At 39.3% G+C, this 26,408-nt stretch carries 20 protein-coding genes, 1 tRNA gene and 1 riboswitch; of the genes, 16 read left to right on the plus strand and 5 right to left on the minus strand.

The features are described 5' to 3' along the window. Positions 1 to 282 precede the first annotated feature (282 nt). Positions 283 to 1,620 carry an alpha/beta hydrolase family protein gene (locus tag ACFX4X_RS17855; protein WP_377385090.1) on the minus strand — a complete coding sequence of 446 codons (1,338 nt, stop codon included), beginning with the start codon at positions 1,618 to 1,620 and terminating at the stop codon, positions 283 to 285. A 358-nt stretch (positions 1,621 to 1,978) separates the two neighbouring features. Then, positions 1,979 to 2,144: riboswitch (M-box (ykoK) riboswitch) on the plus strand. A gap of 280 nt (positions 2,145 to 2,424) precedes the next feature. Here ACFX4X_RS17855 and mgtE point away from each other — a divergent pair. From mgtE to ACFX4X_RS17880, 5 genes are all read left to right on the plus strand, one after another. Continuing rightward, on the plus strand, positions 2,425 to 3,783 hold the full coding sequence (gene mgtE / locus ACFX4X_RS17860; RefSeq protein ID WP_176432039.1) for a magnesium transporter: 1,359 nt from the start codon (positions 2,425 to 2,427) through the stop codon (positions 3,781 to 3,783). A gap of 500 nt (positions 3,784 to 4,283) precedes the next feature. Next, positions 4,284 to 5,312 carry an NADP-dependent oxidoreductase gene (locus tag ACFX4X_RS17865; RefSeq protein ID WP_284471667.1) on the plus strand — a complete coding sequence of 343 codons (1,029 nt, stop codon included), beginning with the start codon at positions 4,284 to 4,286 and terminating at the stop codon, positions 5,310 to 5,312. Between the two features lie 383 nt (positions 5,313 to 5,695). Next, positions 5,696 to 7,648, plus strand: coding sequence for an FUSC family protein (locus ACFX4X_RS17870; protein ID WP_377385093.1), 1,953 nt, complete (start codon positions 5,696 to 5,698; stop codon positions 7,646 to 7,648). A gap of 154 nt (positions 7,649 to 7,802) precedes the next feature. After that, entirely contained in the window at positions 7,803 to 8,216 is a 414-nt protein-coding gene (locus tag ACFX4X_RS17875; RefSeq protein WP_061461819.1) for a YbjN domain-containing protein, read from the plus strand. A gap of 190 nt (positions 8,217 to 8,406) precedes the next feature. Next, a tRNA-Gly gene (locus ACFX4X_RS17880) sits at positions 8,407 to 8,480 on the plus strand. Positions 8,481 to 8,739: 259 nt separating this feature from the next. Here ACFX4X_RS17880 and ACFX4X_RS17885 read toward each other — a convergent pair. Beyond that, positions 8,740 to 9,408, minus strand: coding sequence for a B3/B4 domain-containing protein (locus ACFX4X_RS17885; RefSeq protein ID WP_089364596.1), 669 nt, complete (start codon positions 9,406 to 9,408; stop codon positions 8,740 to 8,742). A 105-nt stretch (positions 9,409 to 9,513) separates the two neighbouring features. On the opposite strand from ACFX4X_RS17885, the gene queG reads away from it, so the two are divergent. After that, on the plus strand, positions 9,514 to 10,653 hold the full coding sequence (gene queG, locus ACFX4X_RS17890; protein ID WP_061461821.1) for a tRNA epoxyqueuosine(34) reductase QueG: 1,140 nt from the start codon (positions 9,514 to 9,516) through the stop codon (positions 10,651 to 10,653). Positions 10,654 to 11,121: 468 nt separating this feature from the next. Here the strand turns inward: queG and ACFX4X_RS17895 are convergent, their stop codons facing one another. Continuing rightward, on the minus strand, positions 11,122 to 11,814 hold the full coding sequence (locus ACFX4X_RS17895) for a DUF421 domain-containing protein (protein ID WP_377385096.1): 693 nt from the start codon (positions 11,812 to 11,814) through the stop codon (positions 11,122 to 11,124). A gap of 271 nt (positions 11,815 to 12,085) precedes the next feature. Between ACFX4X_RS17895 and ACFX4X_RS17900 the strand changes: the two genes are divergently transcribed. From ACFX4X_RS17900 to ACFX4X_RS17930, 7 genes are all read left to right on the plus strand, one after another. Further along, a complete protein-coding gene (locus tag ACFX4X_RS17900) occupies positions 12,086 to 12,949 on the plus strand; it encodes an amidase domain-containing protein (protein ID WP_309145527.1) in 864 nt (287 codons plus the stop codon). Positions 12,950 to 13,016: 67 nt separating this feature from the next. Next, a complete protein-coding gene (gene trmL, locus ACFX4X_RS17905) occupies positions 13,017 to 13,505 on the plus strand; it encodes a tRNA (uridine(34)/cytosine(34)/5-carboxymethylaminomethyluridine(34)-2'-O)-methyltransferase TrmL (RefSeq protein ID WP_089364594.1) in 489 nt (162 codons plus the stop codon). Positions 13,506 to 13,591: 86 nt separating this feature from the next. After that, positions 13,592 to 14,341 carry an oxygen-insensitive NADPH nitroreductase gene (gene nfsA, locus ACFX4X_RS17910; protein ID WP_377385099.1) on the plus strand — a complete coding sequence of 250 codons (750 nt, stop codon included), beginning with the start codon at positions 13,592 to 13,594 and terminating at the stop codon, positions 14,339 to 14,341. A 268-nt stretch (positions 14,342 to 14,609) separates the two neighbouring features. Then, complete coding sequence (locus ACFX4X_RS17915) at positions 14,610 to 15,458, plus strand: ABC transporter ATP-binding protein (RefSeq protein WP_377385101.1); 849 nt, start codon at positions 14,610 to 14,612, stop codon at positions 15,456 to 15,458. After that, positions 15,409 to 16,329 (plus strand): iron-hydroxamate ABC transporter substrate-binding protein, encoded by a 921-nt coding sequence (locus ACFX4X_RS17920; protein WP_377385103.1) that lies wholly within the window; start codon positions 15,409 to 15,411, stop codon positions 16,327 to 16,329. Before ACFX4X_RS17915 ends, ACFX4X_RS17920 begins: the two co-directional genes overlap by 50 nt. Positions 16,330 to 16,393: 64 nt before the next feature. Further along, positions 16,394 to 17,404, plus strand: a complete 1,011-nt coding sequence (locus ACFX4X_RS17925; protein WP_377385105.1) for a FecCD family ABC transporter permease — start codon at positions 16,394 to 16,396, stop codon at positions 17,402 to 17,404. Next, positions 17,401 to 18,408, plus strand: a complete 1,008-nt coding sequence (locus ACFX4X_RS17930) for a FecCD family ABC transporter permease (protein WP_377385107.1) — start codon at positions 17,401 to 17,403, stop codon at positions 18,406 to 18,408. The genes ACFX4X_RS17925 and ACFX4X_RS17930 overlap by 4 nt, the downstream gene beginning before the upstream one ends. A 112-nt stretch (positions 18,409 to 18,520) precedes the next feature. Here ACFX4X_RS17930 and ACFX4X_RS17935 read toward each other — a convergent pair whose 3' ends face one another. Both ACFX4X_RS17935 and ACFX4X_RS17940 read right to left on the minus strand, forming a co-directional pair. Then, complete coding sequence (locus tag ACFX4X_RS17935; RefSeq protein ID WP_284471657.1) at positions 18,521 to 19,468, minus strand: response regulator; 948 nt, start codon at positions 19,466 to 19,468, stop codon at positions 18,521 to 18,523. A 4-nt stretch (positions 19,469 to 19,472) separates the two neighbouring features. Then, positions 19,473 to 20,792, minus strand: a complete 1,320-nt coding sequence (locus tag ACFX4X_RS17940; protein WP_284149580.1) for a sensor histidine kinase — start codon at positions 20,790 to 20,792, stop codon at positions 19,473 to 19,475. 314 nt (positions 20,793 to 21,106) lie between these two features. Here ACFX4X_RS17940 and ACFX4X_RS17945 point away from each other — a divergent pair, with 314 nt between their 5' ends. The 3 genes from ACFX4X_RS17945 (at position 21,107) to ACFX4X_RS17955 (ending at position 26,396) form a co-directional block, all read left to right on the plus strand. Continuing rightward, complete coding sequence (locus ACFX4X_RS17945) at positions 21,107 to 22,117, plus strand: glutaminase (RefSeq protein WP_375166313.1); 1,011 nt, start codon at positions 21,107 to 21,109, stop codon at positions 22,115 to 22,117. Between the two features lie 199 nt (positions 22,118 to 22,316). Beyond that, on the plus strand, positions 22,317 to 23,951 hold the full coding sequence (locus ACFX4X_RS17950; protein WP_284471656.1) for a glutamate/serine transporter AimA: 1,635 nt from the start codon (positions 22,317 to 22,319) through the stop codon (positions 23,949 to 23,951). A gap of 549 nt (positions 23,952 to 24,500) precedes the next feature. Next, positions 24,501 to 26,396, plus strand: coding sequence for a PrkA family serine protein kinase (locus ACFX4X_RS17955; protein WP_061461828.1), 1,896 nt, complete (start codon positions 24,501 to 24,503; stop codon positions 26,394 to 26,396). Positions 26,397 to 26,408 lie beyond the last annotated feature (12 nt).

Genomic DNA, 26,408 nt, shown 5'->3' on the forward strand with positions numbered 1-26,408 from the left:
TCAGGCAAAAATTCAAAGGGAATCTCAAAAAGGGGTTCGGAATTTTTTAATTCCGAACCCCTTTTGTCTACAAACTGGAGGGAGCCAATAAATTTGGCTCCCTGTTCCTATTTAAAAAATACAATTTATCATTATCAAAGTATTGACAGGGTAATGCAATAAAGAATACCCTTGCTGAAGTTTTGTATTCTTTATCTTAACTAGGGACTTTCAGTATTTACCCTAATATTGATCATTTGATACATTTTTGCAACCCCCGGGAGAACCAATTCTCAATTATCATCATTTTAATGGATCATCATTACTGGTGATGTCATGTTTGTTTAAAAATTCAAGAATTCCATTCACCAATCCAGGTGATAACGGTAGTTCAGGATTTGTATAGGTTGCTAGATTTCCTTCTCGATCTGCAGGGGCTTCTTTCAATACATGATTCATCTTTTCGATTATAAGTAATTCAGAATCGCCTTTTTCCTTGTGCAAAGCTTTTGCATTATTGGGCGCCACTTGGATATCTCTATTCCCGTTTACGATTAGAACAGGGATTTTTAGTTCTTTTACTAATTCTATCGGATTATAATGAATCCAAGAAATCATGTAGGGTTGAACAGAAGGACGGAATACACTATATAAGTCTGCATTGACAGACTCGACTTGTTTACCTTGTTTTAGATTTGTCAGAATATCCTTGGATTCCGTTAATAACGCCGGTGTCAACTGCTCTTCAAGCTGTTTAACAAGTACTTGGTCTATAGGTTCGCCTGCACCCGCTAATGAAATGAATATGTCTGTCTCCGTTTTCTTTGCAGCTGCCATTCCAATTAAAGAACCTTCACTATGGCCGATGATGCCAACTTTGGAAAAACGCCGATCCTTCTTAGCAAATTGAACCCAAGCAGCTGCATCATCAATATATTGTTCAAATCTCAGGTCCTCTTCTTTTCCTGCTAATTTCATATTTTCCCCTATACCGCGCTTATCGTACCTTATGCTTGCAATACCTTTTTCCGCAAGACTTTCGGCTAACATTTTCAAACTATTATTTTTCCCGGGAATTGCAATGGTGTTCCCATCTTTATCAGTCGGACCAGAACCCGCAATTATAATCATCACAGGAAAAGGGCCTTCATTTTTTGGTATTTCTAAAAGGCCATTAATTGTTCCTTTCTTTAAGTCGGCCTGCACAACTTCACCTGATTCTTTTTCTGCAACTTCCTGATTGGATTTCTTAAGCAATTCAAAGGGGTACTCTTGCCCATTCTGAGCAAATGTTCCTGAAATCTTTTCCTGATCGACTTTCCCATCAAACGTTATTTGCTGATTTTGAATTTTCATATCAAAAAATAAATCTGATTTACTTAACTTAACACTTGTTAAGGGGAATTCGTTCAATCCTTGTACAGGAATACTTATAGTTCCATCTTCCTTCGTGAAATGAACAATAATTGGAAGGGGTTGATTGGGAATATTTATATCTCCTTCCCACTTACCTTCAATATCTTTCAATGAGCTCACTTCCTTCAAATTCTCATCCACCTGTTCCGCCTCCTTGATTCTGCAACCTGCCATTAATACTAAAGCGCTTACGATGATACATATAATCTTTAAAGGTCTTTTCATTTGAGCAACTTCCTTTCTTTATTAGAACTTTATTGTCGTTTTCTGTTTCAGTCACTCTTTCATTATTGATATTTGAATCACTTCTATCAGTCTTCATTATAAATATATATTAATATGAATTTCCGATTTTTTCCATTGAGGTGGTATTTATTTTTCCATAAAAGTGTACATAATAGATTTAATGGCTAATGAGGCTGTGTCTAATATCGGTATGCTTAAGGACGGTGCTGTTCTCAAAGTAGATTTTTTAAAAATTGACTACCCTCATAGCGGTAGCTATATTAGGTCAATATCAGAATTTTTTATAAAACAAACATTGACTTCTAAAAGAAACTCTTTTAGAGTAGATGTGTAAATTAAATATCCTCGTTAGGTGAGGCTCCTGTGTAGGAGATACGCTACTGCCCAAAAATGTCGAAAGACGCCAATGGGTCAACAGAAACCATCGACATAAGGTGGTTTTTAATGTAGCTGGCTTTGTCCTATGCCACACAGTGCTAAAGCTCTACGAATGGAGGAACTGGATTTATGCTATGTATTTGTCATTCAGTCATATACGACTGTTTTATTTGTCATCCAGACAATGTACGCATATATACCGTATTTTTGACGCCTTCATTTGTAATGGAGGTGTTTTTATTTTTTTCCTGGAGGTGAGGATTTGGATCCTTATTCGCGACGATATACTCGAAACTTAGTGAAAATTGAATAAACACAAGATTTTGGAAGGGGAATAATAATATTTTTTTTACGCTTATTAAGGAAATATTTTTTTGCTCCCCTAAAAAGGAGTGAGTGGAAAAAATGATAAAAGTCTTGACAGAAGACCAAATAACTTTACAAATCATAAAAGTTTTAAAAGAAGGAAAAAAGAAAGAATTTCAAGCAATATTAGAAGAACTCCATCCATATGACATTGCTCGGATTTTTGAGGGACTCCCAGAAAAACATCATACACGTTTCTTGCTGTTCCTTAATTCAGAACAAATCGCTGAACTGATTCAAGAGCTTGAAAAAGTACATCAATTAAAGATTCTTAGTAAATTAGGAATAGAGAAATCCGGGCATGTAATGGATTTAATGGATAATGATGACCTAGCTTCATTGTTAGAGAACCTATCCCCTGGGAAAATTGAAGAACTTCTTTCAGGCATGAAACAAGAAGAATCTAAAATCGTTCAAAATATCATGAATTATCCCCCTGAAACGGCGGGACGAATAATGACAAACCGTTTTGTATGGATCCCCCAACATTATACGGTCCGTGAATCAGTTGAAAAACTTAAAATATTTGCGGAGTTTTCGGAAACGATTAACTATCTTTATGTAATTGATAATGATAAAAAATTAGTTGGTGTTGTCTCATATCGGGATTTAATAATAAATGATGAATCTGAAAAAATTAAAGATATTATGTACAGCCGAGTGATCTCCGTATCGGCTTATGAAGATCAAGAAGAGGTAGCCGGTGTTATTGAGCGTTATGATTTTTTAGCAATCCCTGTTGTTGAAAAAAATAATGAGTTATTAGGAATTGTAACCGTTGATGATATTATTGATGTTGTCATTAAAGAAGCAAACGAAGATATTGAAAAACTATCGGCATCCGGTAAAGCTATTGATTTTGACACGAAGGCCCATGTGGCCGCATATCGTCGGCTCCCCTGGCTTATTTTACTTTTATTTATCGGATTAGTGTCTGGAACTATTATAAGCAGTTTTGAAGAAACATTGTCCAAAGTTGTTGCACTTGCTTTCTTTATGCCGATGATCGCAGGGATGACTGGAAATACAGGTACCCAATCTTTAGCTGTTGTTGTAAGGGGCCTAATCACTAGTGATACGGATAAGGGAGTCGTAACCAGACTTATTATACGGGAACTGAAAGTTGGATTGATAATAGGCATTACCTGTGGAATATTAATTTCCATCATAGCTTATGTTTGGCAGGGAAATCCCGTTCTGGGATTAGTGGTTGGAAGTTCGTTAGTCATGACCCTAATTATTGGGACCTTAGCTGGGACCATCATTCCTCTAATCTTATATAAACTCAACATCGATCCCGCAGTTGCTTCTGGTCCATTAATTACAACACTAAATGATATACTCTCGTTACTTATTTACTTTGGAATTGCGACGATGTTTATTTCAAAATTGATGTAGACCATCCATTAAACCAAGTTCACATATGTTTGCAAAGTTTTTTCAAGGGCGAACATAGCCTCAATGATTGCAGTGAAAACAGTCCAGGCTGACGTTTTAAACCAGGAATATAAAAAAGAAGAAGAAAGAAAGTAGCTGCTGAGCTTGACCATTTGCCAAGCAGATCAATAAAAATAGTGTATTTCAAGCTGCGGCCTTTTCTCGGTATCCAAACGGGGAAAGGCCGTTAAATTTCCAGGAAGCGAACCGTATATGGTAGAAGTCGTCGTACATTATTTATGCTTAAAACGAACATTGTAGGACAAAGCATTTTCCTCATGTCCTTTATATGAATGAAAAACATAGGGCATAATAGGTCGTAGCAAGTTTAGGACTTTCAAGAAAGGCTACATGAAGAGTGTTATGGAAGCAAAAGGCAATCATATTCTTTGACCTATGAACTTCAACAGTGATACGCTTCTTTTCGATATTACGCATTCAAAATCAAGGAGGAACGATTGATGACACAAACAAAACAACAAAAAATCACCCTGGCAAACCGTCCAAAAGGTATGCCTTCGAAAGAAGATTTTAACTTTGTTGAGAGTGAAGTTCCCACACCAAAAGATAATGAGATTTTAGTACGGACGCTATATTTATCTGTCGATCCATACATGCGTGGCAGAATGCAAGAAACCAAATCATACATTGCTCCATTTGAATTGAATAAAGTCATCACGGGTGGCGTTGTTGCTGAAGTTGTTGAGTCCAAATCGAATTCTTTCAAACAAGGGGATGTCGTTGTTGGGAATATCGACTGGGCAGAATATACAGTTGTCACTGAAAAGGAAATCCGCGTGATTGATCCCAAGGTGGCTCCGATCACAACGCATTTAGGGATTCTTGGAATGACCGGTTTGACAGCTTACTTTGGTTTGCTTGATATTGGTAAACCTCAAGAAGGTGAAACTGTAGTTGTTTCCGGAGCGGCTGGAGCAGTTGGTTCAGTAGTCGGACAAATTGCTAAGATAAAAGGTGCGAAGGTTATTGGCATCGCTGGTTCAGATGAAAAACTTGAGTACTTAACGAAAGAGCTCGGATTTGATGGAGCCGTAAATTATAAAAGTGATAGTTTTGCGACAGATTTAGCTAATGCTGTTCCTGATGGAATCGATGTTTATTTCGATAATGTGGGCGGCGAGGTGACAGATGCTGTTTTCACACTTTTGAATGCGAATGCCCGAATTCCATTATGCGGAGCGATTTCCTCGTATAATTCAGAAGGGAAAGATCTAGGACCGCGTCTGCAATCGGCGATGATCAAAACGAGTGCACTTATGAAAGGTTTCACAGTTGGAAATTATGCCGCTAGATTCCAAGAGGGTGCGACGGATTTAGGTAAGTGGCTTCAAGAAGGAAAGCTGAAGTATGAAGAAACGATTATTGAAGGGTTCAAAAACACACCTGATGCATTTTTAGGTTTGTTTAAAGGAACGAACCTCGGTAAGCAGCTTGTAAAAGTTGCGGAACCTGAATTCGCTCAACTCTAAGTATTATGGAAATAAAGCTGAGGAAGGTCCTTTGTTGTGATTTTTAAGCAGCTTATAATAAAAACGGCCTTTTTTCGATATTCAATCGAGAAAAGGCCGTTTTCCTTTTCATAAAAAGATATCCCAGACTGTAGGCAAATTTGAACGTTGCCTATAGGCACTCACTTTGCGCAGGCAATCCGTCCTAGGTGCCTTTGCGCCTGCGGGGTCTCCCTGGACGCGCTTTTCCCGCAGGAGTCTCGCACACCCGTTCCAATCTACTTTGCTTTTACCTTTAGTGGTATCTTTTTATCCATATGAAGGATATTAATTATTAGCAGTCATCTTATCAGTAGCTTTCACTGCAGAGTCAATAGAATCATTAATGAAAGGATAAATTGAAAATGAGTGAAAATAAGCACCCTTCCGAATCTCTGAAATCAGATGCGATACATACGACATTTAAACAGGCTTTTGAAATAAAGAAGAATCCATTTCCTTGGATAAAAGCACTAAGCGCAGGCATAGCTGCTGCCTTACCTGTTTTTATTGGCTTATTATTCGGAAATTTAGCGTACGGTTTACTGGCAGGGATCGGAGGTTTCACTTATTTATACGTTTTTAACCAACCGTATCACCAAAGAGCTATAAAGATTTTCTTTGTGATGGTGGGTCTTGCTTTATCTGTTGTATTAGGGACGCTTTTGGCTCCATACCAATTGGGAACAGCCATAATGATGGGGATCATCGGGGCAAGTATTTTTTTTATATTTGGTGCATTAAAGATTACCGGTCCTTCGGCGGTATTCTTCGTCTTGAGCTTTGCGCTTGCGACAGGTATGCCCGTTGATCAAAGTCTGGCTCCGTTGCGTGGGGGCCTCGTTTTAATGGGTGGGACACTATCTTGGATAATCTGTATGTTAGGGTGGTTTTTCAACCCTCATGGACCAGAATCGCTTGCGGTGGAAAAGGTGTACAGAGAATTGGGGGCATTCTTTGATTCCATGGGAACCGAGAAATACAATAAAGCAAGACAGGGAACGGTATTGGCGATGAAACAGGCTGAAGATACACTGTTAGCCGGGTTTTCAAACAGGCGAAGCCCAGATGAGTTAAAGCGGTTGTTCCTACTGAATGAACATGCGAATGCCATATTCTTGGAGGTTCTGGAAATTTCCTTGAACAAAAATATCGTACTGCCGCCAGAATTAGGTCAATCCGTTCGTGCCCTTACCGGTTCCATTGCATCTAAAACAAAGAATGAAAAAAAGATCCTTCAACCTGACCAAATGACTGAAGAGGTGGAAGAGTTATTCATGAAGATTTATAATGCAGATGCCATCATGAATGAACCTGTCCAGAAAATCGATCAAGCAGCAACCATCTCAAAGCCTTCTTTAAAAACCATTTTTCTTGGGGCGTTCGATAAGAATTCAATTGTCTTTCTCTCTTCCGTTCGATATGGAACAATCCTTACCATTGCCGCCATCATCGCCTATTCCGCCGATTTTAACCGTTCGTACTGGATTCCCTTATCCTGTGCGGCCGTTATGTCGGGTTCGACCATAATCGCCACATTCCATCGGGCGGTCCAAAGGACTTTCGGGACGGTCATCGGACTCCTGATAGCAAGTTTAATTCTAGCAGCCGTTCATAACGAGTTCATCATCGTTTTGATCATTTTACTGTTGACATTCATTACAGAGCTTTTCATCGTTCGGAATTATGGATTGGCAGCGATGTTTTTTACTCCTTCAGCATTAATCATGGCGGAATATTCATCTCAAAGCTATGATTTCAGTTTTTTTGCGACTGTAAGAATAACCGATATCGTCGTTGGAAGCTTGATAGGTCTTATTGGGGCGCTGTTACTCGGCAGTCGTTCTGCATCCAGTCTTCTCAATCATTTGATGGCCAAAACGATTCGAAGCCAGGGGCAGTTATTATTGATGGCGTTCTCTGAGAAAGATAATGACCTTGCAATTGATGAAAGCAGCGAAAGGAACAAAATGCAAACAAATATGGTGAATCTATTAACGGTTTACAATGCATCCCTTGGTGAGATATTCAAAAACAAGGCTAGACTGGAATCTTTTTGGCCCGTTATATTTTCGATAGAACAGTTGGGCTATTATCTAAATGCCAGCTGGCCTGAACGGCCAGTCCTTTCAGAGCGGGAGCTCGCACAAATGCTGTATGTTTTCGAAACCATGGCGATAGCGGCAGATAAAGGTCGATCACATACTAATAAAGAAGTGCCTGAAATTGAAGGATATTCAAAAATTCGCCAGGAGATTTTGGACCTTCAAGAAGCACTTCAGTTTTGCGGGGAAGCAACTGGCGAATCAATCTATTGATTCTAATAAGGGAGTTCATATTTGACTCCCATTCAATTAAAAAAGGATTTCTTCGCCTCTGTTAATAGGATGAAATTGGTAGGATTATAGAAAAGTCTGTAAAAATGCCAGTTTTCATTATAAAATGTACTTACAAACAGAAAGGTGATGAACCATGTCAAACGTTGCTGAATTTCGTGATTTTTTAACTAGTGAGAAAATCTATATGAATGAGTTGAATGAAGATGGCACCACCTTTTTTAGAGCTGAACAAAAGTTAAAGGACGGGTGGAAGGTTCTTTTAGTATTTGCTTTCAATCAAGATGAAAATGTGGCGGACTTATTTTGCTTTAATGTCGCCGAATTGAAGAATCCTGAAAAGAAACAGGATGTACATACACTGTTGAATGAATATAATGCTAATTTTAGGTATTCCAAGCTGTATGAAGAAAATGGAACCATTTCCATTCGGTATTCATACTCCATTGAGGGGGATATCGTACCGGATCTGGCGTTCAGGAAGTTAATCATGCTGCTTGAAACGGCACAGCAGGTTTATCCGCGGTTAATGGAAGTCATTTGGTCTTAAATCATCATAAAGGATGAAAAAGTTCTCTGAATCAGGGGACTTTTTAACATCTCTACTAGAATGAATGAATATATTAACGTTACAATACATTAATTATTAAATTTTTTTAAAAGAACTATTGCATTTTTTCACATTAAATTATATAATTAATTTTGTTGATTGGTAATTCGACAAAGTTCTACAAGGACATGCGGGTGTAGTTTAGTGGTAAAACCTCAGCCTTCCAAGCTGATGATGAGGGTTCGATTCCCTTCACCCGCTCCAATACATACTCATAACGTAGGGTTTCGTTACCTGGAGAACGAAGCTTTGCGTTTAAATATTATTACAAGAATTCTACTGTTTACAGTGGGATTTTTTTATTGTCCAAATTACCTGCATTTTATGGGGGCGGAAATTTGGGAAGGGGTTGAATGAGCTGAAGGGATGGATCGATGGGAATGTAATTTATTTTAAAAGTTTGGAAAGTTTACGAAAAGACCCCTTCCGATTGTGGAAAGGGTTTATTTCCGTTCAATTTTGATTAGCCTTCTACAATCGAGTAAGTCCCTTCACCACCGTGGATTTCAAGGAACATATCCATCAAGGATTTTGTTAGTTGATGTGCTTCTGTGATTGGAGTATTGGGTTGTAAATAAATGATTTGGATGGCTTTCTTTGTTTCTTCGGTGACTTTCGTGCGTTCTGAATCAACGTATGGGCTTCCGAATGCGCCCTCATGATCGGCTGATGTAATCATATTTTCCATGGAATTCAAGCGGCCGTTCAAACCGTCATAACCATCCGTCCCCTCGCCAATCTTAATCAAGATGTCTCCTGATACCTTTTCCGCATCATAAATGCCGATCGGAACTTCATATAATAGGGAGAAGAAGTTATTCAAATCTATGGCTGAATGGATGGGTGTCAAGTAATTCTGTTTTTTTACGCGGCGGTACAGGGCTTCAACGGAGGGGCGATACCGTGACGGGTTGGTCCCTGCAGCCTTGAAAGTCTCCCGCCACACTTTAATGCCGGAAAAGTCGGTCAATTCCTTTTCTTCAAGGTCGAAGAAAAGAGCTTCCTGAAATAGTTGAAGTCTCCCTTTCACCATTTGCGGGGAGGGACCTACTTCGATGTTTTCATATGTAATGATCCCAACTTTGAATTGGGGGATTTTACTGCTAAGATTAGCTGATACGGTAATTTCCAAGCGTTTCACCTCCAAAAATGATTGCAATTAGTTTATCATAGATAGCAATGGTTTGAAATGGATACAAGCTTCGATCGGAATACTGAATGAACGTAGGTGATTAATATGGATATGAATGCATTCAAGCAAGAAGTGATTTTATATAGTAAAGAGATCGGCATAGATAAAATCGGTTTTACATCGGCCACGGCTTTTGCCGAATTGAAAGCTCGCCTGATACGTCAACAGGAACTGGATTATCAGTCAGGGTTTGAAGAAGGCGATATAGAAAAAAGGGTCAGGCCTGAATTGATATTCGAAAAACCGCAATCCATCATTTCGATTGCACTTGCTTATCCGTCAAAATTGAAGGATGCTCCGCAAAGCACAAAAGGTGAGCGGCGAGGGATCTTTTGCCGGGCTTCTTGGGGAACGGATTATCATACCGTTCTCCGTAATAAATTGCAGTTACTTGAGGGTTTCATTAAAGATAAAGTGCCAGGGGCAGTGGTGAAGTCAATGGTAGATACGGGCGAATTGTCAGATAGGGCAGTGGCTGAGCGTGCAGGAATTGGCTGGAGTGCAAAAAACAGTATGATCATCACTCCGGAATTCGGGTCTTTTGTATACTTGGGAGACATGATTACCAACCTGCCATTTGAACCGGATCAACCGATGGAAGATCAATGCGGGACATGCAATAAATGTGTCGATGTTTGCCCGACAGGTGCGCTCGTTCAGGGTGGCCAGCTAAATTCCAAGCGTTGTATTGCATTCTTAACCCAGACAAAGGGTTTCCTGCCGGATGAGTTCAGGACGAAAATTGGCAATCGTTTGTATGGGTGTGATACATGCCAGACCGTTTGTCCGAAAAACAAAGGAATGGATTTTCATTTTCATGAAGAAATGGAACCCGACCCCGAGTTAGCGAAACCGCTGTTGAAACCTCTGCTTACGATTTCAAATCGGGACTTCAAGGAGACATACGGCCATGTATCTGGCTCTTGGCGCGGTAAAAAACCAATCCAAAGAAATGCCATTTTAGCATTGGCCCACTTCAAAGACGAAACGGCATTGCCCGAACTGATCCAGGTCATGAAGGATGATCCGCGGCCCGTCATACGGGGAACGGCGGCCTGGGCGGTTGGGAAAATTGGCCGGGGGCAGTCCGTTTCCGTTCTGGAAGAAGCACGAATGAAGGAAACGGATGAAGAGGTACTGGCGGAAATTGAAAAGGGACTGCAGTTTACCTTGGAAACAAAATGATATTTAAGATGTAGTGGCTGTCCTAAAAGTCGTAAATGACTTTTGGGACAGCTTCTTTCTCTTTTTTCTAGTTATAGACATTACCACTAAAGTTAACCGGATAGCTCCCAATTTGTAACCACTAAGTAGTAGTTTTTTGTAGTAAATACATTATTGAACAGAAGATAAAACCAGTATCGACTATCAGCAGTACTTACATCCCCGTAATAAGATTGTTGTTATACGGGTATATTTGTTACGGCATCTACAAATTCATACTTAAGATGAGCTGCAGCACCACTTCTTTTGGACACTTGCCATTCTGAATAACTAGTTGCTACTCTATTCCTTATGGTGAAAATATTTGTTTATATATATACCTGCGGGTACCTAAAAAGAGAGATTATTGGGCTGTTAATAATCAGCAAATCCTTAGCTCTAAAAGCATAACTGTCCAAATTTAAATGACTTGAGCTCCCCCTTTTCCTCTTAACGTGGAGGAAACTGGTCATCTTGTCTTTTATCTATATACAAAGTGCCATCACTTTGTATTTCAGCATAAAATACATCTTTTAGGCATACACCAAACTGCTGTAATTGCGTTTCCAACCAGCTTTGGTTTAAACTCAGTTTACTTAAATTATGAGGAACGATTTTTCCATCCACAATAATTTCTGTAGGTATGTATAATGGTTTCACATAAGTAATATCCTTTTTGGAAACACTCGGGCTATCCACTTTTTTTAAGACAGACAATTGACCATTTGGTTCTAAAACGGCATAGTTTACCTCTTGCATGGAGAATATGCTTTGTTCTCGCAATAGCATGCTAAGGTCATCCATGTTTAATTTTTCCCCTTTCAACGCTTTCTCTAGGATTTTTCCATCTTTGATTACAATTGTAGGTTCGCCGTCAAGTATTATACGAGCTTTTGGAGATTTTAAATTAATGAAGCTTACAAGAATAGTAAGTACGGACCAACCGATTAAACTAACGAAGGCGTCAACCAAATCAATACTTGTATCGATTGTGATGGAAGCAGCCACCGCGCCGATAGTGATACCTGTAATATAGTTAAAGTAAGTCAACTGACTTACTTGCTTTTTTCCCATAATTCGAGTCATCAATAGTAAAACCACAAAAGCAGTAACTACCCTACTTAACACTTCAATAAAGCTCAAAATTTCCGTCTCCAATCTGGTCTAAACAGGTTAGAAAATTGTGTATTCATTCTTATATTTTCCCCAATATTACTTTGATTATAATTCAGTATAAAAAAAGCCATACTGTAATCGACCCATACGGAAAGACATCACACGTGACTTTAAAATTTATGAATGTGAGGGTTGTTTGGATTGCCCTTTAAAATCGTAAAAAGGCGGGAGGAAATCGTCAGGTGCATTTTAATCCCCTTCGCACATACACATTAGCATAGATGGTAAGAAGGAGGGCATGAACTTGAGGGAACAATTGCAACGCCTTTTACAAGAAAGAGTGGAGTTTTATACTTCCGATAATCAGGAACGGAGTGAAAGGAAATTACATCTGAAAAAGGAATTGATGAGGAACCGTGCAGCGGAAATTGTTCGGGTGAATGCAGCAGGCAAGGTTCATTCGAAGAGAAAGGAAGACATGGATACAGTCCTGACTTATCAAGTGCACCTGCAATATTTATTGAAAAAGGAGGATTCATTTTATATTGAAGAAGAAATGGAAGAAAGGGAAGCTCGATTTCGAAATGGGTATATAGTGGATGAATGTGAGTTGGTTCCCAGCTTTGAAACGGAAGAGGCACAGCCAAAATGTGATCCCGGCGCAAATCGTCTTGCATATAAGTATGAGCGGATGAAGGCCGTCCAATATGCCGAGCGTTGGTGGAATGAATTCAATCCAAGGTATCATAAATTCACTGATGATTGTACGAATTTCATTTCACAATGTCTACATGCGGGAGGAATTCCGATGTGGGGGGCGCCAAACAAAAGTAAGGGCTGGTGGATAAGAGGAAAAAGCTGGAGTTACACTTGGACGACGGCACATTCTTTATATCATCTGCTAAAATCCGGGAATGCCATCAGGACAAAGCAGGTGGAGACGGCAGAGGAATTGAATTTGGGTGATATCCTCTGTATAGATTTTGAAGGGGACGGACGGTTTGATCATAACTTGATTGTAACCGCGAAGGATCAGGATGGGATGCCGCTTGTGAATGCCCATACGATGAATAGCCGTCACCGGTATTGGACGTATGAGGATTCGACTAGATATACACCGAACATCGTTTATAAATTCTTTGTGATTTTGGATGGAGGGTGATTGGTTTTTAGTCTTTTTTGTTTAATGCTATAATTAAGGTGAAGTTCAAACTAGAGGTGAATATGAAGTGGCAATACATGTAGTTTTATATCAACCACAGATTCCAGCAAATACAGGCAATATTGCAAGAACGTGTGCAGGGACGGATACGTCTTTGCATCTCATTCGCCCGCTTGGTTTCTCAACGGATGACAAACAGCTCAAACGGGCTGGGCTCGATTACTGGGAGAATGTAAAAATCCATTATTATGATTCGTTAGAAGAGTTTTACGAAAAGAATGCCGGCGGTGAATTTTATTACTTAACGAAATTCGGCGAGCAGCCGCATTCCAGCTTCGATTACAGTGATCAAGACAGTGAGATATACTTCATTTTTGGCCGTGAAACGACGGGTCTCCCGAAAGAGCTGATCCAAGAAAATATGGATCGGTGCCTTCGGATTCCAATGACGGATAAAGTACGTTCCCTTAATCTGTCGAACACGGCTGCCATCTTGATTTATGAAGCATTGAGACAGCAAAATTACCGTGAATTGGATTTGAAAACAAAAGGTTGAGTGTCATCACTGGCTTACTGTCATCGGGGGAATTACAGCCCCGATGATGGATTTTTCACTTTACATATTCAATAGGGGTGAGAGCTTTGAATAAAATAATTGAGAAGATTTTAGATCACCGTTCCATTCGTTCTTTTGAGGACAAGCCATTGTCTGAGGAGCAAATCAATACGATTGTGGAATGCGCCCAGGCTGCATCGACTTCAAGTTATATTCAAGCGTATTCAATCATAGGGATAACCGATCCGGAAAAGAAAGCCAAGCTTGCTGAACTTGCCGGACCACAATCTTATGTAGAGAAGAATGGACATCTATTCGTCTTTTGCGCCGATTTATATCGTCAGGATATGGTTTCCGAAATGGAAAACATGGACCTGACTGAATCGATTGAAAGTACGGAGAAATTCATGGTTGCCTGTATTGACGCTGCTCTGGCGGCTCAAAATGCAGCATTGGCCGCAGAATCGATGGAACTTGGCATTTGCTATATCGGCGGGATACGCAATAATCTCCCGGAAGTGTCTGAGGTTTTGAATATACCGCACCGGGTTATTCCATTATTCGCTTTAGTGGTTGGATATCCGAAAAACCGTTCGGATAAAAAGCCCCGTTTGCCGAAGTCCAATATCTATCATGAAAATGGATATCAGGAGGATAAGCAGGAGTTCATCGGACAACTTGAAGAGTACAATGAAACGATTTCCAGTTATTACGAAAGCCGGACTAAAGGTAAACGAAAAGACACCTGGACCGAGCAAATGGCTGGCATGCTTGGAAAAAAAAGCAGGCTGTACATGAAAGATTACGTGGAGAAGCAAGGATTTAAGAAACATTGATTGATGACTTAAGGGACATCCTTTCAAAATCCTGAGCATGCGCCAAACAGTGAAGATCCCGGAATTATTTCCGGGATCTTCACTGTTTTCATTTATCAATTGGTAAAACTTTTCAGGCGAAAGTTCTAAAAGGTTGTCTTCTTATATACCCATGAACTAACTATTGACAATATATTTAGATAGAATTATAGGATTAAAGTATTGGTAATGATAATCATTTTCAATTGAGTCTTTACTTACCTATTTTTCAGTAAATGGAGGTTAAAAAATGGTTCGCCTATATACAGAGAATTTAAATATTGGGTACGATGAACATTTAATTGTAAAAGATCTCAGTGTGGAAATTCCAGATAAAAAAATCACAACGATCATCGGTTCAAATGGATGTGGGAAATCCACACTTTTGAAAGCGATCACCCGGATCATTCCAAACCAATCAGGTACGGTTATTTTAGATGGGGTGAATATCTCAAAAGAAAGCACTAAGATCCTTGCAAGAAAAATGGCCATACTTCCGCAGACACCCGAGAGTGCAAGTGGTTTGACAGTTGGCGAGCTCGTATCATATGGGCGCTTTCCCTATCAAAAAGGTTTTGGGCGTCTGACCCAAAAGGACTATGATGTGATTGATTGGGCACTTGAAGTGACCGGCATGAAAGACTTTAAGTTCCGTCCGGTGGATGCTCTTTCAGGTGGCCAGCGCCAGCGTGTTTGGATTGCCATGGCCCTTGCCCAGGAAACGGAAATCATCTTCCTCGATGAGCCGACCACCTATTTGGATATGGCGCATCAACTAGAGGTTTTAGAACTATTACAGAGGCTGAATGTAGAACAGGGACGTACGATTGTCATGGTCCTTCATGATTTAAACCAAGCTGCTCGCTTTGCCGACTATATCATTGCCTTAAAAGAAGGGGAAATAGTCAAAGCAGGAGATTGTGAAGAAGTCATCACTCATGATGTGCTTAAGGAAGTATTCCATATTGATGCGGTAATCGGACGAGATCAACGAACGAACAAACCAATGTGCAGCACCTACAATTTATTAAAAGGAGATTTGACATCAAATGAAAAAGATAATGATCCCGTTTATACTGCTGTTAGTGTTAATTATTAGTGCTTGTGGTAACGAGTCGACCAAAAAAGAAAAAGGCTCCACTTCCAAAAAGGAAAAATCAGGTACAATCACTTACCAATCTGAGAACGGCCCTGTTGAAGTTCCTGCAGATCCAAAGCGCGTTGTAGTACTATCTACTTTCGCAGGTAACGTAATGGCTTTGGATGTTAACCTTGTAGGGGTAGATTCCTGGTCTAAAATGAACCCGAACTTTAAAGAACTAAAGGATGTCGAAGAAGTGACGGACGAAAACCTGGAAAAGATCATGGAGTTGAATCCGGATTTAATCATTGGTTTATCAACGATTAAAAATGTCGATAAATTAAGTGAAATTGCTCCAACCGTTACGTATACATACGGAAAAGTGGACTATTTAACGCAGCACATAGAAATTGGTAAGCTTTTGAATAAAGAAAAAGAAGCCCAGGCTTGGGTGGATGATTTCAAAAAACGTGCAAAAACAACCGGTGAAGACATAAAAGCTAAAATCGGTGAAGATACTACCGTTTCCGTATTTGAAAAGTTTGACAAACATTTCTATGTATTTGGTGATAATTGGGGACGTGGAACGGAAATCCTTTATCAAGAAATGAATTTGGCCATGCCTGAAAAAGTAAAAGAAGTGGCGTTGAAAGATGGTTACTTTGCTTTATCTTTAGAAGTTCTGGCAGACTATGCCGGTGATTATGTGATTTTGAGTAATAATAAAGATGAGGATAATTCATTCCAACAAACAGATACGTATAAAAACATTCCTGCTGTTAAAAACAATCAACTATTTGAAGCTAATGCGAAAGAATTTTACTTCAATGATCCAATAACATTAGATTACCAAATAGACTTCTTTTCCAAAGGTTTTCTAGGTAAATAATACAGCGAGGAGAGGGATTCAAATACCTCTCCTTTTATTCTATAAATAAAGAGATGAGAGACAGATGACTAATGAGAATAAACGTTTCATCCCATTTATATATAAACTGATCATCGGGATTGCTGCATCCATGGGCATGTTCTTTATTTCGATGGCATTTGGTGCGGCAGATGCTACCGTCAAAGATGTCTGGCAAGCACTGACATCAAATGCTACCGGTGATAAGATTTCCATCATTCGGGAAATCCGGTTCCCTCGTGAAGTGGGTGCAATCTTTGTTGGTGCGGCACTTGCCGTTTCTGGTGCCATCATGCAGGGAATGACTAGAAATCCACTTGCTGATCCAGGGTTGCTTGGATTGACGGCAGGTGCCAATGCAGGTCTCGCCATAACTTTGGCATTTATTCCTTCAGCTAATAACTTAGGGATAATGACTGCGTGTTTTATTGGATCCGCAGTGGGGGCTACCATGGTTTTCGGCATAGGTGCGATGAAAAAGGGAGGATTTTCTCCTTTACGGATCGTATTGGCTGGTGCTGCAGTCTCTGCATTCCTATTTGCCGTTTCGGAAGGGGTCGGTATTTATTTCAAGGTATCAAAGGATGTTTCGATGTGGACTGCAGGCGGGAATATCGGAACATCATGGGGGCAGCTCCGTGTAATCGTCCCAGTTATTGTAATAGGCATCCTGATCTCCTTTATCTTTTCTAGACAGCTCACAATACTTAGCTTAAGTGAAGAAGTGGCGTTAGGATTAGGTCAAAAGACAACACAAATAAAGGCGGTCCTCTTCGTAGTCATCATTCTCCTAGCTGGTGCTGCCGTTGCTCTTGTTGGGAATATGGTATTCATCGGGTTAATGGTCCCCCATATGGTTAGGGCAATCGTTGGTACGGATTATCGATTCATCCTGCCTATGTCAGCGATTTCAGGCGCCACTTTCATGCTTCTTGCCGATACGATAGGCCGGACAATAAATTCTCCATATGAAACACCTGTGGTAGCGGTTGTTGCGATGATAGGTTTACCTTTCTTCCTCCTAATCGTGCGTAAAGGAGGTAAATCATTTTCATGATCCAGTCAGCTTTAATCAAAAAACAGCGATGGATATTAGGTGCATTATTCGCACTCATAATCATAACGATCATTATTGGGACATGTTCGGGGTATTCGAATCTTTCTTTAGGGCGACTGATTCCAACGCTTTTCGGGCAAGGGACGTTTAAAGAGGAATTCATTTTATATTCTGTCCGATTACCGCGGATCATCATTACCCTTTTAGCAGGCATGGCCCTTGCACTGTCGGGAGCCATTTTACAGGGAATCACACGTAATGATTTAGCCGATCCCGGAATCATCGGAATCAACTCAGGAGCTGGTGTTGCCATTGCCGCTTTCTTTTTGTTTTTCCCGATTGATACAGGTTCGTTTGTTTACATGATCCCACTTGTCGCTTTTATAGGCGCGTTACTGGCGGCCTGTTTAATATATATACTCTCATTTAAGAAAGGGGCTGGCCTTGAACCTGTTCGGTTAGTTTTGATTGGCGTAGGATTTTCAATGGCGCTTTCAGGCTTGATGATTGTCCTCATTTCATCAGCGGAACGGGCAAAAGTCGATTTCATTGCAAAATGGTTGGCGGGAAATATATGGGGTACGGATTGGCCCTTCATTTGGGCTATTCTTCCATGGTTAATCATCCTCATTCCATTCACTTTATATAAAGCAAACCGTTTGAATCTGCTTGGTTTAAGTGAACCAATCGCAATTGGAGTGGGCGTATCGATTGAAAAGGAACGGATCGTATTGCTAATCACAGCTGTCGCACTGGCTGCGGCTGCCGTTTCTGTTACAGGCGGAATTGCATTCATTGGACTCATGGCCCCCCATATAGCAAAATCTTTGGTGGGACCTCGAAATCAATTATTCATTCCAGTTGCCATTTTAATCGGTGGATGGCTATTGTTGCTTGCCGATACAATAGGTCGTAATATTGTTGAACCTGAGGGGATTCCTGCAGGTATCATGGTTGCATTGATCGGTGCTCCTTATTTCATGTATTTATTGTTGAAGAAGTGAGTTCATTGCTAAAATCCCTTGAAATCTTTCAGGGGATTTTACGCTTTTTTTGAGCACTTCCTTTTGTAGAATCAAACAAAATTCCATAGTTATTTATTTTTAATTATGGAATTTATCTATATCTATTTATTTCCTCTGGATTCAATCGTTTCGCTTCGAAAAAAAATACTTGAATGAATTTTTTTGTATTTACCCGGGTAGGAGTAAGGACGATCGTTGAATCATTTTGCAGTTCTTTCATCTTTTGGCGAACGACTGTGAAATCAAAAAATTTAGAAGCGTAATTTTCAAACTTTGGATTTGAAAAATCCGTTAAACCGAGCGAAGCAAAATGATTTAACGAATGGTTGATCGTTCTGCGTATTCGCTGTTCGGCAGCTTTCATTTCTCGATTAATATCAACTTGCGCAGCTGATGCTCCGAGCTTTTTTTTTGTAATTTCTTCAAAGATATCTTTAAGAGTCGGGAAATGCTGTTCAAAAGTAAATGTCCGTTCATACATGAATAAATACTGAAGCATTTCAATTAAATCCTTTGCCCCATTTTCTCCCACAACCCCTAATTCCGATAATAAAAATTCGCCCACCTCTTTTATGCTTTTTTCATTAAAATTATTTGATTTATCAGCCTTTGGCTGTTCAAAATTCAATACACTATTTAAAGAGGCTTGGATATTAGTGATCGATCTTTCTAAATGAATACGTTCCATGACCTTTCGGATAACTGTTAATATTTCAATGCGATTAATTGGTTTAGTAATATAATAATCGATTCCGAGTGAGTATGCCTCACCAATCAGCTCTTTTGATTCAACCTGTGAAATCATTATTATTTTTCCATTAAATGTACTTTTTATATGACGAAGTGTCTCAATGCCATCCCGGATGGGCATTAATAAATCAATAAATAATATATCAATTTGTTTTAAATTCAAAATATGTCCTTCTAATTGACTGCCATCTTCCGCTTCCTCTACCACTTCTCCTAAATCTTCGTTCTCTATAATTTGGCTTAAGTTCGAACGTATAGCACAATCATCATCTGTTATAAAAAAACGCATGGAATCATCCTTTCTGTATCAACTTATGGATTGGTAACTTTATAGAAAAAACAGCGCCGTCAATCTTACTCTCTAATAGGATATCCCCTCCCAGTTCTTTCACAACTTCTTTAACATATGAGAGTCCAATCCCTGTTGAAGGGGTCCCGAAATGATCATATTTTGAAGTGAATCCAGGTTTAAATATAACGGTCTGATATTTTTTAGGGATCCCAGGACCATTATCAGCAACTTTAAATTCTACATTATCGCAAAGTTCACTCAAACTTAAACTAATGATTCCCTTTTCTTTAATTGCCTCCACTGCATTTGCGACTAAATTATTGAAAAGAGATAATACGGTATATACATGATAATGTGAATCGGTGTTTCCATCTAAAGAGTATTCAAATTGAATATCCTTTCCAAGTGATAAGGCATATTTTTCATTAATTCGGATAATTAATCGAATAAGTTCAGCAGCTTCCATATAATCCTTAAAACTCTCATTAGAAATCAATTTAGAGAGACCAGCAAAAATCCGTTGATTATCTTTCTTAACTTCATGCATTTCACCCGCAATGCGCAATGCTCTTTGACTATATTGCTGTGTAAGAACATGGGGTTGCTTTTCCCGTTTTTCCCGTTCTTTTAAATCGCGATACAAATCATACGATTCCTTTGTTATATTCTCTGCATTTTTTAATGTTTTTCTTAAATGAATCGTTTCCTCATATAAATTGGAAATGAGCATCAGCATGTGTTCATTTTGTTTTCTGATTTGCCTTTCTCTTGATTGTGCCTCATAAAGTTTCATCATATTAAAAAAGCTTAAAACGATAAAACTGTGTCCGAATGCGATCACGATCATCTCATTTAATGAACCTAACGTAATTGTTGTTTCTAATACAAAATATTGAATGATTAATTCTGCAGTGTCGGATAATATTTCGATAATGAGGCCAATAAATCCAATAATCAAAGACCGGTTTTGAAAGCGGTTGATTTTCACTAAAGAAAAAAGAAAGGAATAGGTGAAATAAAAGAAAAAACTGGGATACTGTTCTTGAAAAGTGGACGCCCAGTGAAAATTATCATTTGTGAAAAAGTCTATTAGGATACGAAATAACACAACCATCGTTCCTGTCAAGGCACCCGATAAAATAGCAGGTGTTTTCTGTAATAATAGTAAAAAGAAGAAAAGTGCAGGCGGACCAAAACTTATCCGAAACGTTTCATTTAAAGGATAAAAACTCAATTCACCAGCTAATGGCACTGTTAACAACATCAGAGCAAGGATATTGACCTCTTTTTTCATTAACGTACCGAGATTCAAGGCGTTCACCTCCCAATTGTTTAAAAAATCAGTATACAGTTTCAGCGGCTTCAATACAATGCTTACTTTGCTTAATAGAACGTATTAGTAAAAATACGGAAAAAACAATCTTTTTTTCTATCCACAAAAATAGTATCAAAACATGTGAAAAGAATCCCGTTTTTGCTTTTAAAGGATTTTTATTTTTTAGATTTTGTAGGTTTTTGTAAGATTATGTAGTTCCCGTTTTAAAATTCAAGGTAGGTAAAAACTTTTGAAAGCGCTTAACAATATTTAGAATATTCATTATGTTTTCATCTAATCCATTAAAGTTAAGCACAACAATGAAGAGGTGGAAGAAAGTGGTTGGAGAATTAACAAAAGATTATAACATTCATGTTAATAATCAAAAGCAAGCCTGCTTGGATGAATGGGTAGCAAATTACAAACCCTATGCTACTGAAGGACAAACCGCCAATTATATACCTGCGTTGAGGAATACACACTTATCGCAGTTAGGTATTTGCATACTAGAGCCAGGTGGAAACATGATAAAGTCAGGAGATTGGGAAGTCCCTTTCACGTTACAAAGTATTTCAAAAGTGGTCAGCTTTATAGCAGCATGCTTGGGTTGCGGCATTTCTTATGTGTTGGATAGGGTCGATGTGGAACCAACTGGGGATGCTTTCAATTCAATCATTCGTTTAGAAATGCATAAGCCAGGAAAACCGTTTAATCCTATGATAAATGCTGGGGCGATTACTGTAGCTTCGCTTCTGCCAGGGGAGTCTTCACAAAAAAAATTGGAATTTCTCCTTGCATTATTTGAAAATTTGTTAGGGAAGCGCCCAATCATCAATGAGGAAGTGTTTCAATCTGAGGTGCTAACCGCTCATAGAAATAGAGCTTTAGCACATTATTTAAAAGAGATGAATTATTTAGAATCTGATGTAGAGGAGGCTTTAGAGGTTTACCTGAAGCAATGTTCCATAGAAGTGACTACAGAAGACATAGCCCTGATTGGATTGATTCTCGCACTAGATGGATACCATCCTATACGTCAAGTACAAGTTCTCCCTAAAAAAGTGGCTAAACTAGCCAAAGCGTTAATGCTTACTTGTGGAATGTACAATGCTTCGGGGAAATTTGCGGCTTTTGTTGGGGTGCCAGCCAAAAGTGGAGTATCGGGTGGAATTATGGCATCAGTTCCTCCAAGTGCCAGAAGCGGAATGCCCTTCAAAGGTGGATGTGGTATTGGTATTTATGCGCCGGCAATTGATGAATATGGGAATAGCGTGACAGGTAGTATGCTATTGAAACATATGGCAGAAGAATGGGATCTAAGCATTTTCTAAAAAAGCAGAAAATATTGTTCTCATAAAGGGGACAACCTTAAGATATTCCAATCAAAAGTTAGGCGCTTAATAAGAGGTGATCTGAATGCAGCAATTACATTAAGATTTATTTGGGCGTACACTAGCACAAATCATAAATCCAGTTACTTTAAAACGTTATTTAAAGGAATGAATTTTTGGAAAGCATGGTGATGAACATATGAATAATTTACAGCGAAAGATGGGAACGTTCTCATTAACGATGGTAGGACTCGGGTCTATTATTGGATCAGGTTGGTTATTTGGAGCTTGGAGAGCGGCACAAATCGCAGGACCAGCTGCCATTATCTCTTGGATTATAGGAATGGTTGTTATATTATTTATTGCACTTTCTTACAGTGAATTAGGGGCAATGTTTCCTGAAGCTGGGGGAATGGTAAAATACACGCAGTACTCTCATGGTTCGTTCATAGGGTTTCTTGCAGGTTGGGCAAACTGGATTGCAATTGTTTCCGTAATTCCAGTTGAAGCGATTGCTTCAGTTCAATATATGAGCTCATGGCCATGGGAATGGGCGCAGTGGACACATGGTTTAGTGAAAAATGGAAGTCTTACAGGGGGAGGCTTGGCAATTGCCTCTGCATTACTTATCGTCTACTTTTTATTAAATTACTGGACAGTTAGTTTGTTTTCAAAAGCTAACTCATTTATTACAGTCTTTAAGGTTATTATACCTGGACTTACGATTGGATCACTTTTATTTGCTGGTTTTCATGCATCCAATTTTACGTCAGCGGGAAGTATGGCACCTAATGGTTGGGCAAGTGTACTTACTGCAGTAGCGACTTCTGGAATAATCTTTGCGTTTAACGGTTTTCAAAGTCCGATTAATATGGCAGGTGAGGCAAAGAATCCTGGACGTTCGATCCCAATTGCAGTGATTGGCTCCATTTTAATTGCAACGGTTATCTATGTTTTATTACAGATTGCGTTTATTGGAGCCGTTGATCCGTCCATGATTGTGAACGGATGGCATCATTTGAATTTCAATTCACCGTTTGCTGACTTAGCAATTGTTTTAGGCATAAACTGGCTAGTCATTTTACTATACGTCGATGCTTTTATTTCCCCTTCCGGGACAGGAATAACATACACGGCGACAACGTCACGAATGATTTATGGAATGGAAAAGAATAAATATTTACCAAGCGTGTTTGGAAAACTTCATCCTCTTTATGGTATCCCGCGTCAAGCCATGTTTTTAAATCTAGGTGTATCTTTCTTATTTTTATTCATGTTTAGGGGCTGGGGAGTACTAGCAGAGGTAATTTCGGTTGCCACTTTAGTCTCTTATATTACAGGTCCGGTTACTGTTATGACACTAAGACGCACAGGTAAGGACTTGTACAGACCATTACGTCTAAAAGGATTAAGCATCATTGCGCCACTTGGCTTTGTTTTTGCTTCTTTGGTTCTTTATTGGGCAAGATGGCCGCTGACAGGTCAAGTATTATTTATCATAATGATCGGTCTTCCCGTTTATTTCTATTATCAAGCAAAAATAAACTGGAAAGGATTCCGTCAAAACTTTTCGGCAGGACTTTGGATGGTTGTTTACTTAATCTGTATGATGACCATTTCATATTTAGGCAGTGAAAAGTTTGGTGGACTTAACGTAATTCCATTTGGTTGGGATATGGCCCTCATTACATGTTTATCACTAGTGTTTTATAGGTGGGCAATAAAGAGTGGATTCCAAACAGAATATTTGGAACAAGGAAAAAAAGTAAACGACGACTTGAGAGCATTGGAGAACGATATCACATCTCAAACGGAAAAAAAGAACGCTGTATAAAATATGAAGACACTTCATTGATTTCATGCAAGCATGAAATCAATGAAGTGTTTATTAATAATTTATTTTAAAAGTTAAGAAATCCTTCCAGGGTTCGAAAGGACTTTTTTCTATTTATATGGATGGGTGTGCAAAGAAAAGGGACAGCAAATTTAATTTGCTGTCCCTTTTTTTGGAATGTAAGAAAGGCCTTAATATTTTCTTTATTTGACACCCGGTTTATCTTCATAACCAGCAGTAAAGATAGCGGCTAAAAATGTAATAGCAACTGCAACGATAATAATTGTGCCCATAATGTGACCTCCCTTTACCCATATTGTCCCACTTAAGTATAGGCTTAGTATACCCTAATTTTTAGCAGTAGTGTACACTATTTTTCTTGTCAGCCGATTTGTCATCAATTGTTCAATGATGAAGCCTTTTTCGATATATGGAGCGTGCAGGAGGTTTCTAAACAATGCCCGGACACTTTTTAAAGTCTGACATGTTTGTCAGACTTAGAGCATAGATTTAAGTATTCTCTGAAAGTGACAGGGGGAGGTTCCTTAAATGGATATTTTAAAGAAAATCGAAAAATTTAGAGAAGATGAACAGAAGCTGAAGTGGGAAGGCACCTTCGCAGAGTACTTAGAAATTTTGAAAGAAACGCCATTAGTTGCTCAATCTGCTCATTCACGTGTATACAACATGATCAGAGATGCAGGGATAGAGGAAGTAAATGGGTCAAAGAAATACAATTTTTTCAGCGGTCAGTTGTTTGGGCTTGAAGATTCACTGGAAAGGCTCATCGAGGAATATTTCCATCCGGCGGCAAAGCGGCTGGATGTCCGTAAGCGGATTTTGCTTCTTATGGGTCCGGTCTCAGGAGGAAAGTCTACACTCGTTTCTTTACTGAAGCGTGGACTTGAAAATTATTCATTAAAGGATTCTGGTGCCATTTACGCAATAAAAGGATGCCCGATGCATGAAGATCCACTGCATCTCATTCCGCAGTATTTACGGGGTGATTTTTATGAGGAATACGGCATCCGGATTGAAGGAAACCTATCGCCGCTGAATGTAATGAGGTTAGAACAGGAGTATGGAAGCAGGATTGAAGATGTGATGGTCGAGCGTATTTTCCTTTCAGAGGATAAGCGTGTTGGAATTGGAACATTCAGTCCTTCTGATCCTAAGTCACAGGATATTGCTGATTTGACGGGCAGCATCGATTTTTCGACGATTGCCGAATATGGATCTGAATCGGATCCGCGTGCCTATCGCTTTGATGGCGAACTGAACAAGGCGAACCGCGGGATGATGGAATTCCAGGAGATGCTTAAATGTGATGAGAAGTTCTTATGGCATTTGCTTTCATTGACACAAGAGGGGAATTTTAAGGCAGGGCGTTTTGCATTGATCAGTGCAGATGAACTTATCGTGGCCCATACGAATGAAACGGAATATAAAGCTTTCATTTCCAACAAGAAAAATGAGGCATTGCATTCGCGGATCATCGTCATGCCTATTCCGTATAATCTGAAGGTTACCGAGGAAGAAAAGATTTATGAAAAAATGATTCATGAAAGTGATGTCTCAGATGTTCATATTGCCCCGCATACATTACGGGTGGCGGCAATCTTCAGCATCATGACCCGCTTGAAGGATCCCAAAAAGGGCGATATAGATTTACTGAAAAAGATGAGGCTGTATGATGGGGAAAATGTGGAAGGCTTTAATTCCGCAGACATCAATGAATTGAAGAAAGAATATCAGGACGAAGGCATGAGCGGAATCGATCCACGTTACGTGATTAACCGAATTTCCTCTACGATCATTCGTAAGGAAAATCCGTCCATCAATGCATTGGATGTACTTATGTCATTAAAAGCAGGTCTTGATCAGCATCCGTCCATTACGAACGAACTTCGGGAGCGGTATTTGAATTTCATTTCCCTTGCACGTAAAGAATATGATGCCATTGCAAAAAATGAAGTGCAAAAGGCATTTGTCTATTCATATGAAGAGTCTGCGAAAATCCTCATGGATAATTATCTGGACAATGTCGAAGCATACTGCAATAAATCAAGGCTGCGCGATCCTTTGACAGGGGAAGAAATTAATCCGGATGAAAAATTGATGCGCTCGATTGAAGAGCAAATTGGAATTTCCGAGAATGCAAAAAAAGCATTCCGCGAAGAAATATTGATTCGTATCTCTGCATATGCGCGTAAAGGAAAGCGATTCGATTATAATTCACATGATCGTTTACGGGAAGCAATCCAGAAGAAGCTATTCGCGGATTTGAAGGATGTCGTCAAAATCACTACTTCAACGAAAACACCAGACGAAAGGCAACTGAAGAAGGTGAACGAAGTCATTACGAGACTTATCGATGAGCACGGTTATAATTCCACTTCGGCCAATGATTTGCTGCGCTATGTGGGCAGCTTGTTAAATCGGTAAATGCATGCTTTC

Source organism: Peribacillus sp. YIM B13481, from assembly GCF_042787985.1.
In the GTDB taxonomy this organism is placed as follows: Bacteria; Bacillota; Bacilli; order Bacillales; family DSM-1321; genus Peribacillus; species Peribacillus simplex_A.

What these genes read in the sequence shown, in the direction of transcription:
- ACFX4X_RS17855 (WP_377385090.1), bottom strand. Translation starts at nt 1,620, where the DNA reads ATGAAAAGACCTTTAAAGATTATATGTATCATCGTAAGCGCTTTAGTA.
- mgtE (WP_176432039.1), top strand. Translation starts at nt 2,425, where the DNA reads ATGATAAAAGTCTTGACAGAAGACCAAATAACTTTACAAATCATAAAA.
- ACFX4X_RS17865 (WP_284471667.1), top strand. Translation starts at nt 4,284, where the DNA reads ATGACACAAACAAAACAACAAAAAATCACCCTGGCAAACCGTCCAAAA.
- ACFX4X_RS17870 (WP_377385093.1), top strand. Translation starts at nt 5,696, where the DNA reads ATGAGTGAAAATAAGCACCCTTCCGAATCTCTGAAATCAGATGCGATA.
- ACFX4X_RS17875 (WP_061461819.1), top strand. Translation starts at nt 7,803, where the DNA reads ATGTCAAACGTTGCTGAATTTCGTGATTTTTTAACTAGTGAGAAAATC.
- queG (WP_061461821.1), top strand. Translation starts at nt 9,514, where the DNA reads ATGGATATGAATGCATTCAAGCAAGAAGTGATTTTATATAGTAAAGAG.
- ACFX4X_RS17900 (WP_309145527.1), top strand. Translation starts at nt 12,086, where the DNA reads ATGAACTTGAGGGAACAATTGCAACGCCTTTTACAAGAAAGAGTGGAG.
- ACFX4X_RS17915 (WP_377385101.1), top strand. Translation starts at nt 14,610, where the DNA reads ATGGTTCGCCTATATACAGAGAATTTAAATATTGGGTACGATGAACAT.
- ACFX4X_RS17920 (WP_377385103.1), top strand. Translation starts at nt 15,409, where the DNA reads ATGAAAAAGATAATGATCCCGTTTATACTGCTGTTAGTGTTAATTATT.
- ACFX4X_RS17925 (WP_377385105.1), top strand. Translation starts at nt 16,394, where the DNA reads ATGACTAATGAGAATAAACGTTTCATCCCATTTATATATAAACTGATC.
- ACFX4X_RS17930 (WP_377385107.1), top strand. Translation starts at nt 17,401, where the DNA reads ATGATCCAGTCAGCTTTAATCAAAAAACAGCGATGGATATTAGGTGCA.
- ACFX4X_RS17935 (WP_284471657.1), bottom strand. Translation starts at nt 19,468, where the DNA reads ATGCGTTTTTTTATAACAGATGATGATTGTGCTATACGTTCGAACTTA.
- ACFX4X_RS17945 (WP_375166313.1), top strand. Translation starts at nt 21,107, where the DNA reads ATGAAGAGGTGGAAGAAAGTGGTTGGAGAATTAACAAAAGATTATAAC.
- ACFX4X_RS17950 (WP_284471656.1), top strand. Translation starts at nt 22,317, where the DNA reads ATGAATAATTTACAGCGAAAGATGGGAACGTTCTCATTAACGATGGTA.
- ACFX4X_RS17955 (WP_061461828.1), top strand. Translation starts at nt 24,501, where the DNA reads ATGGATATTTTAAAGAAAATCGAAAAATTTAGAGAAGATGAACAGAAG.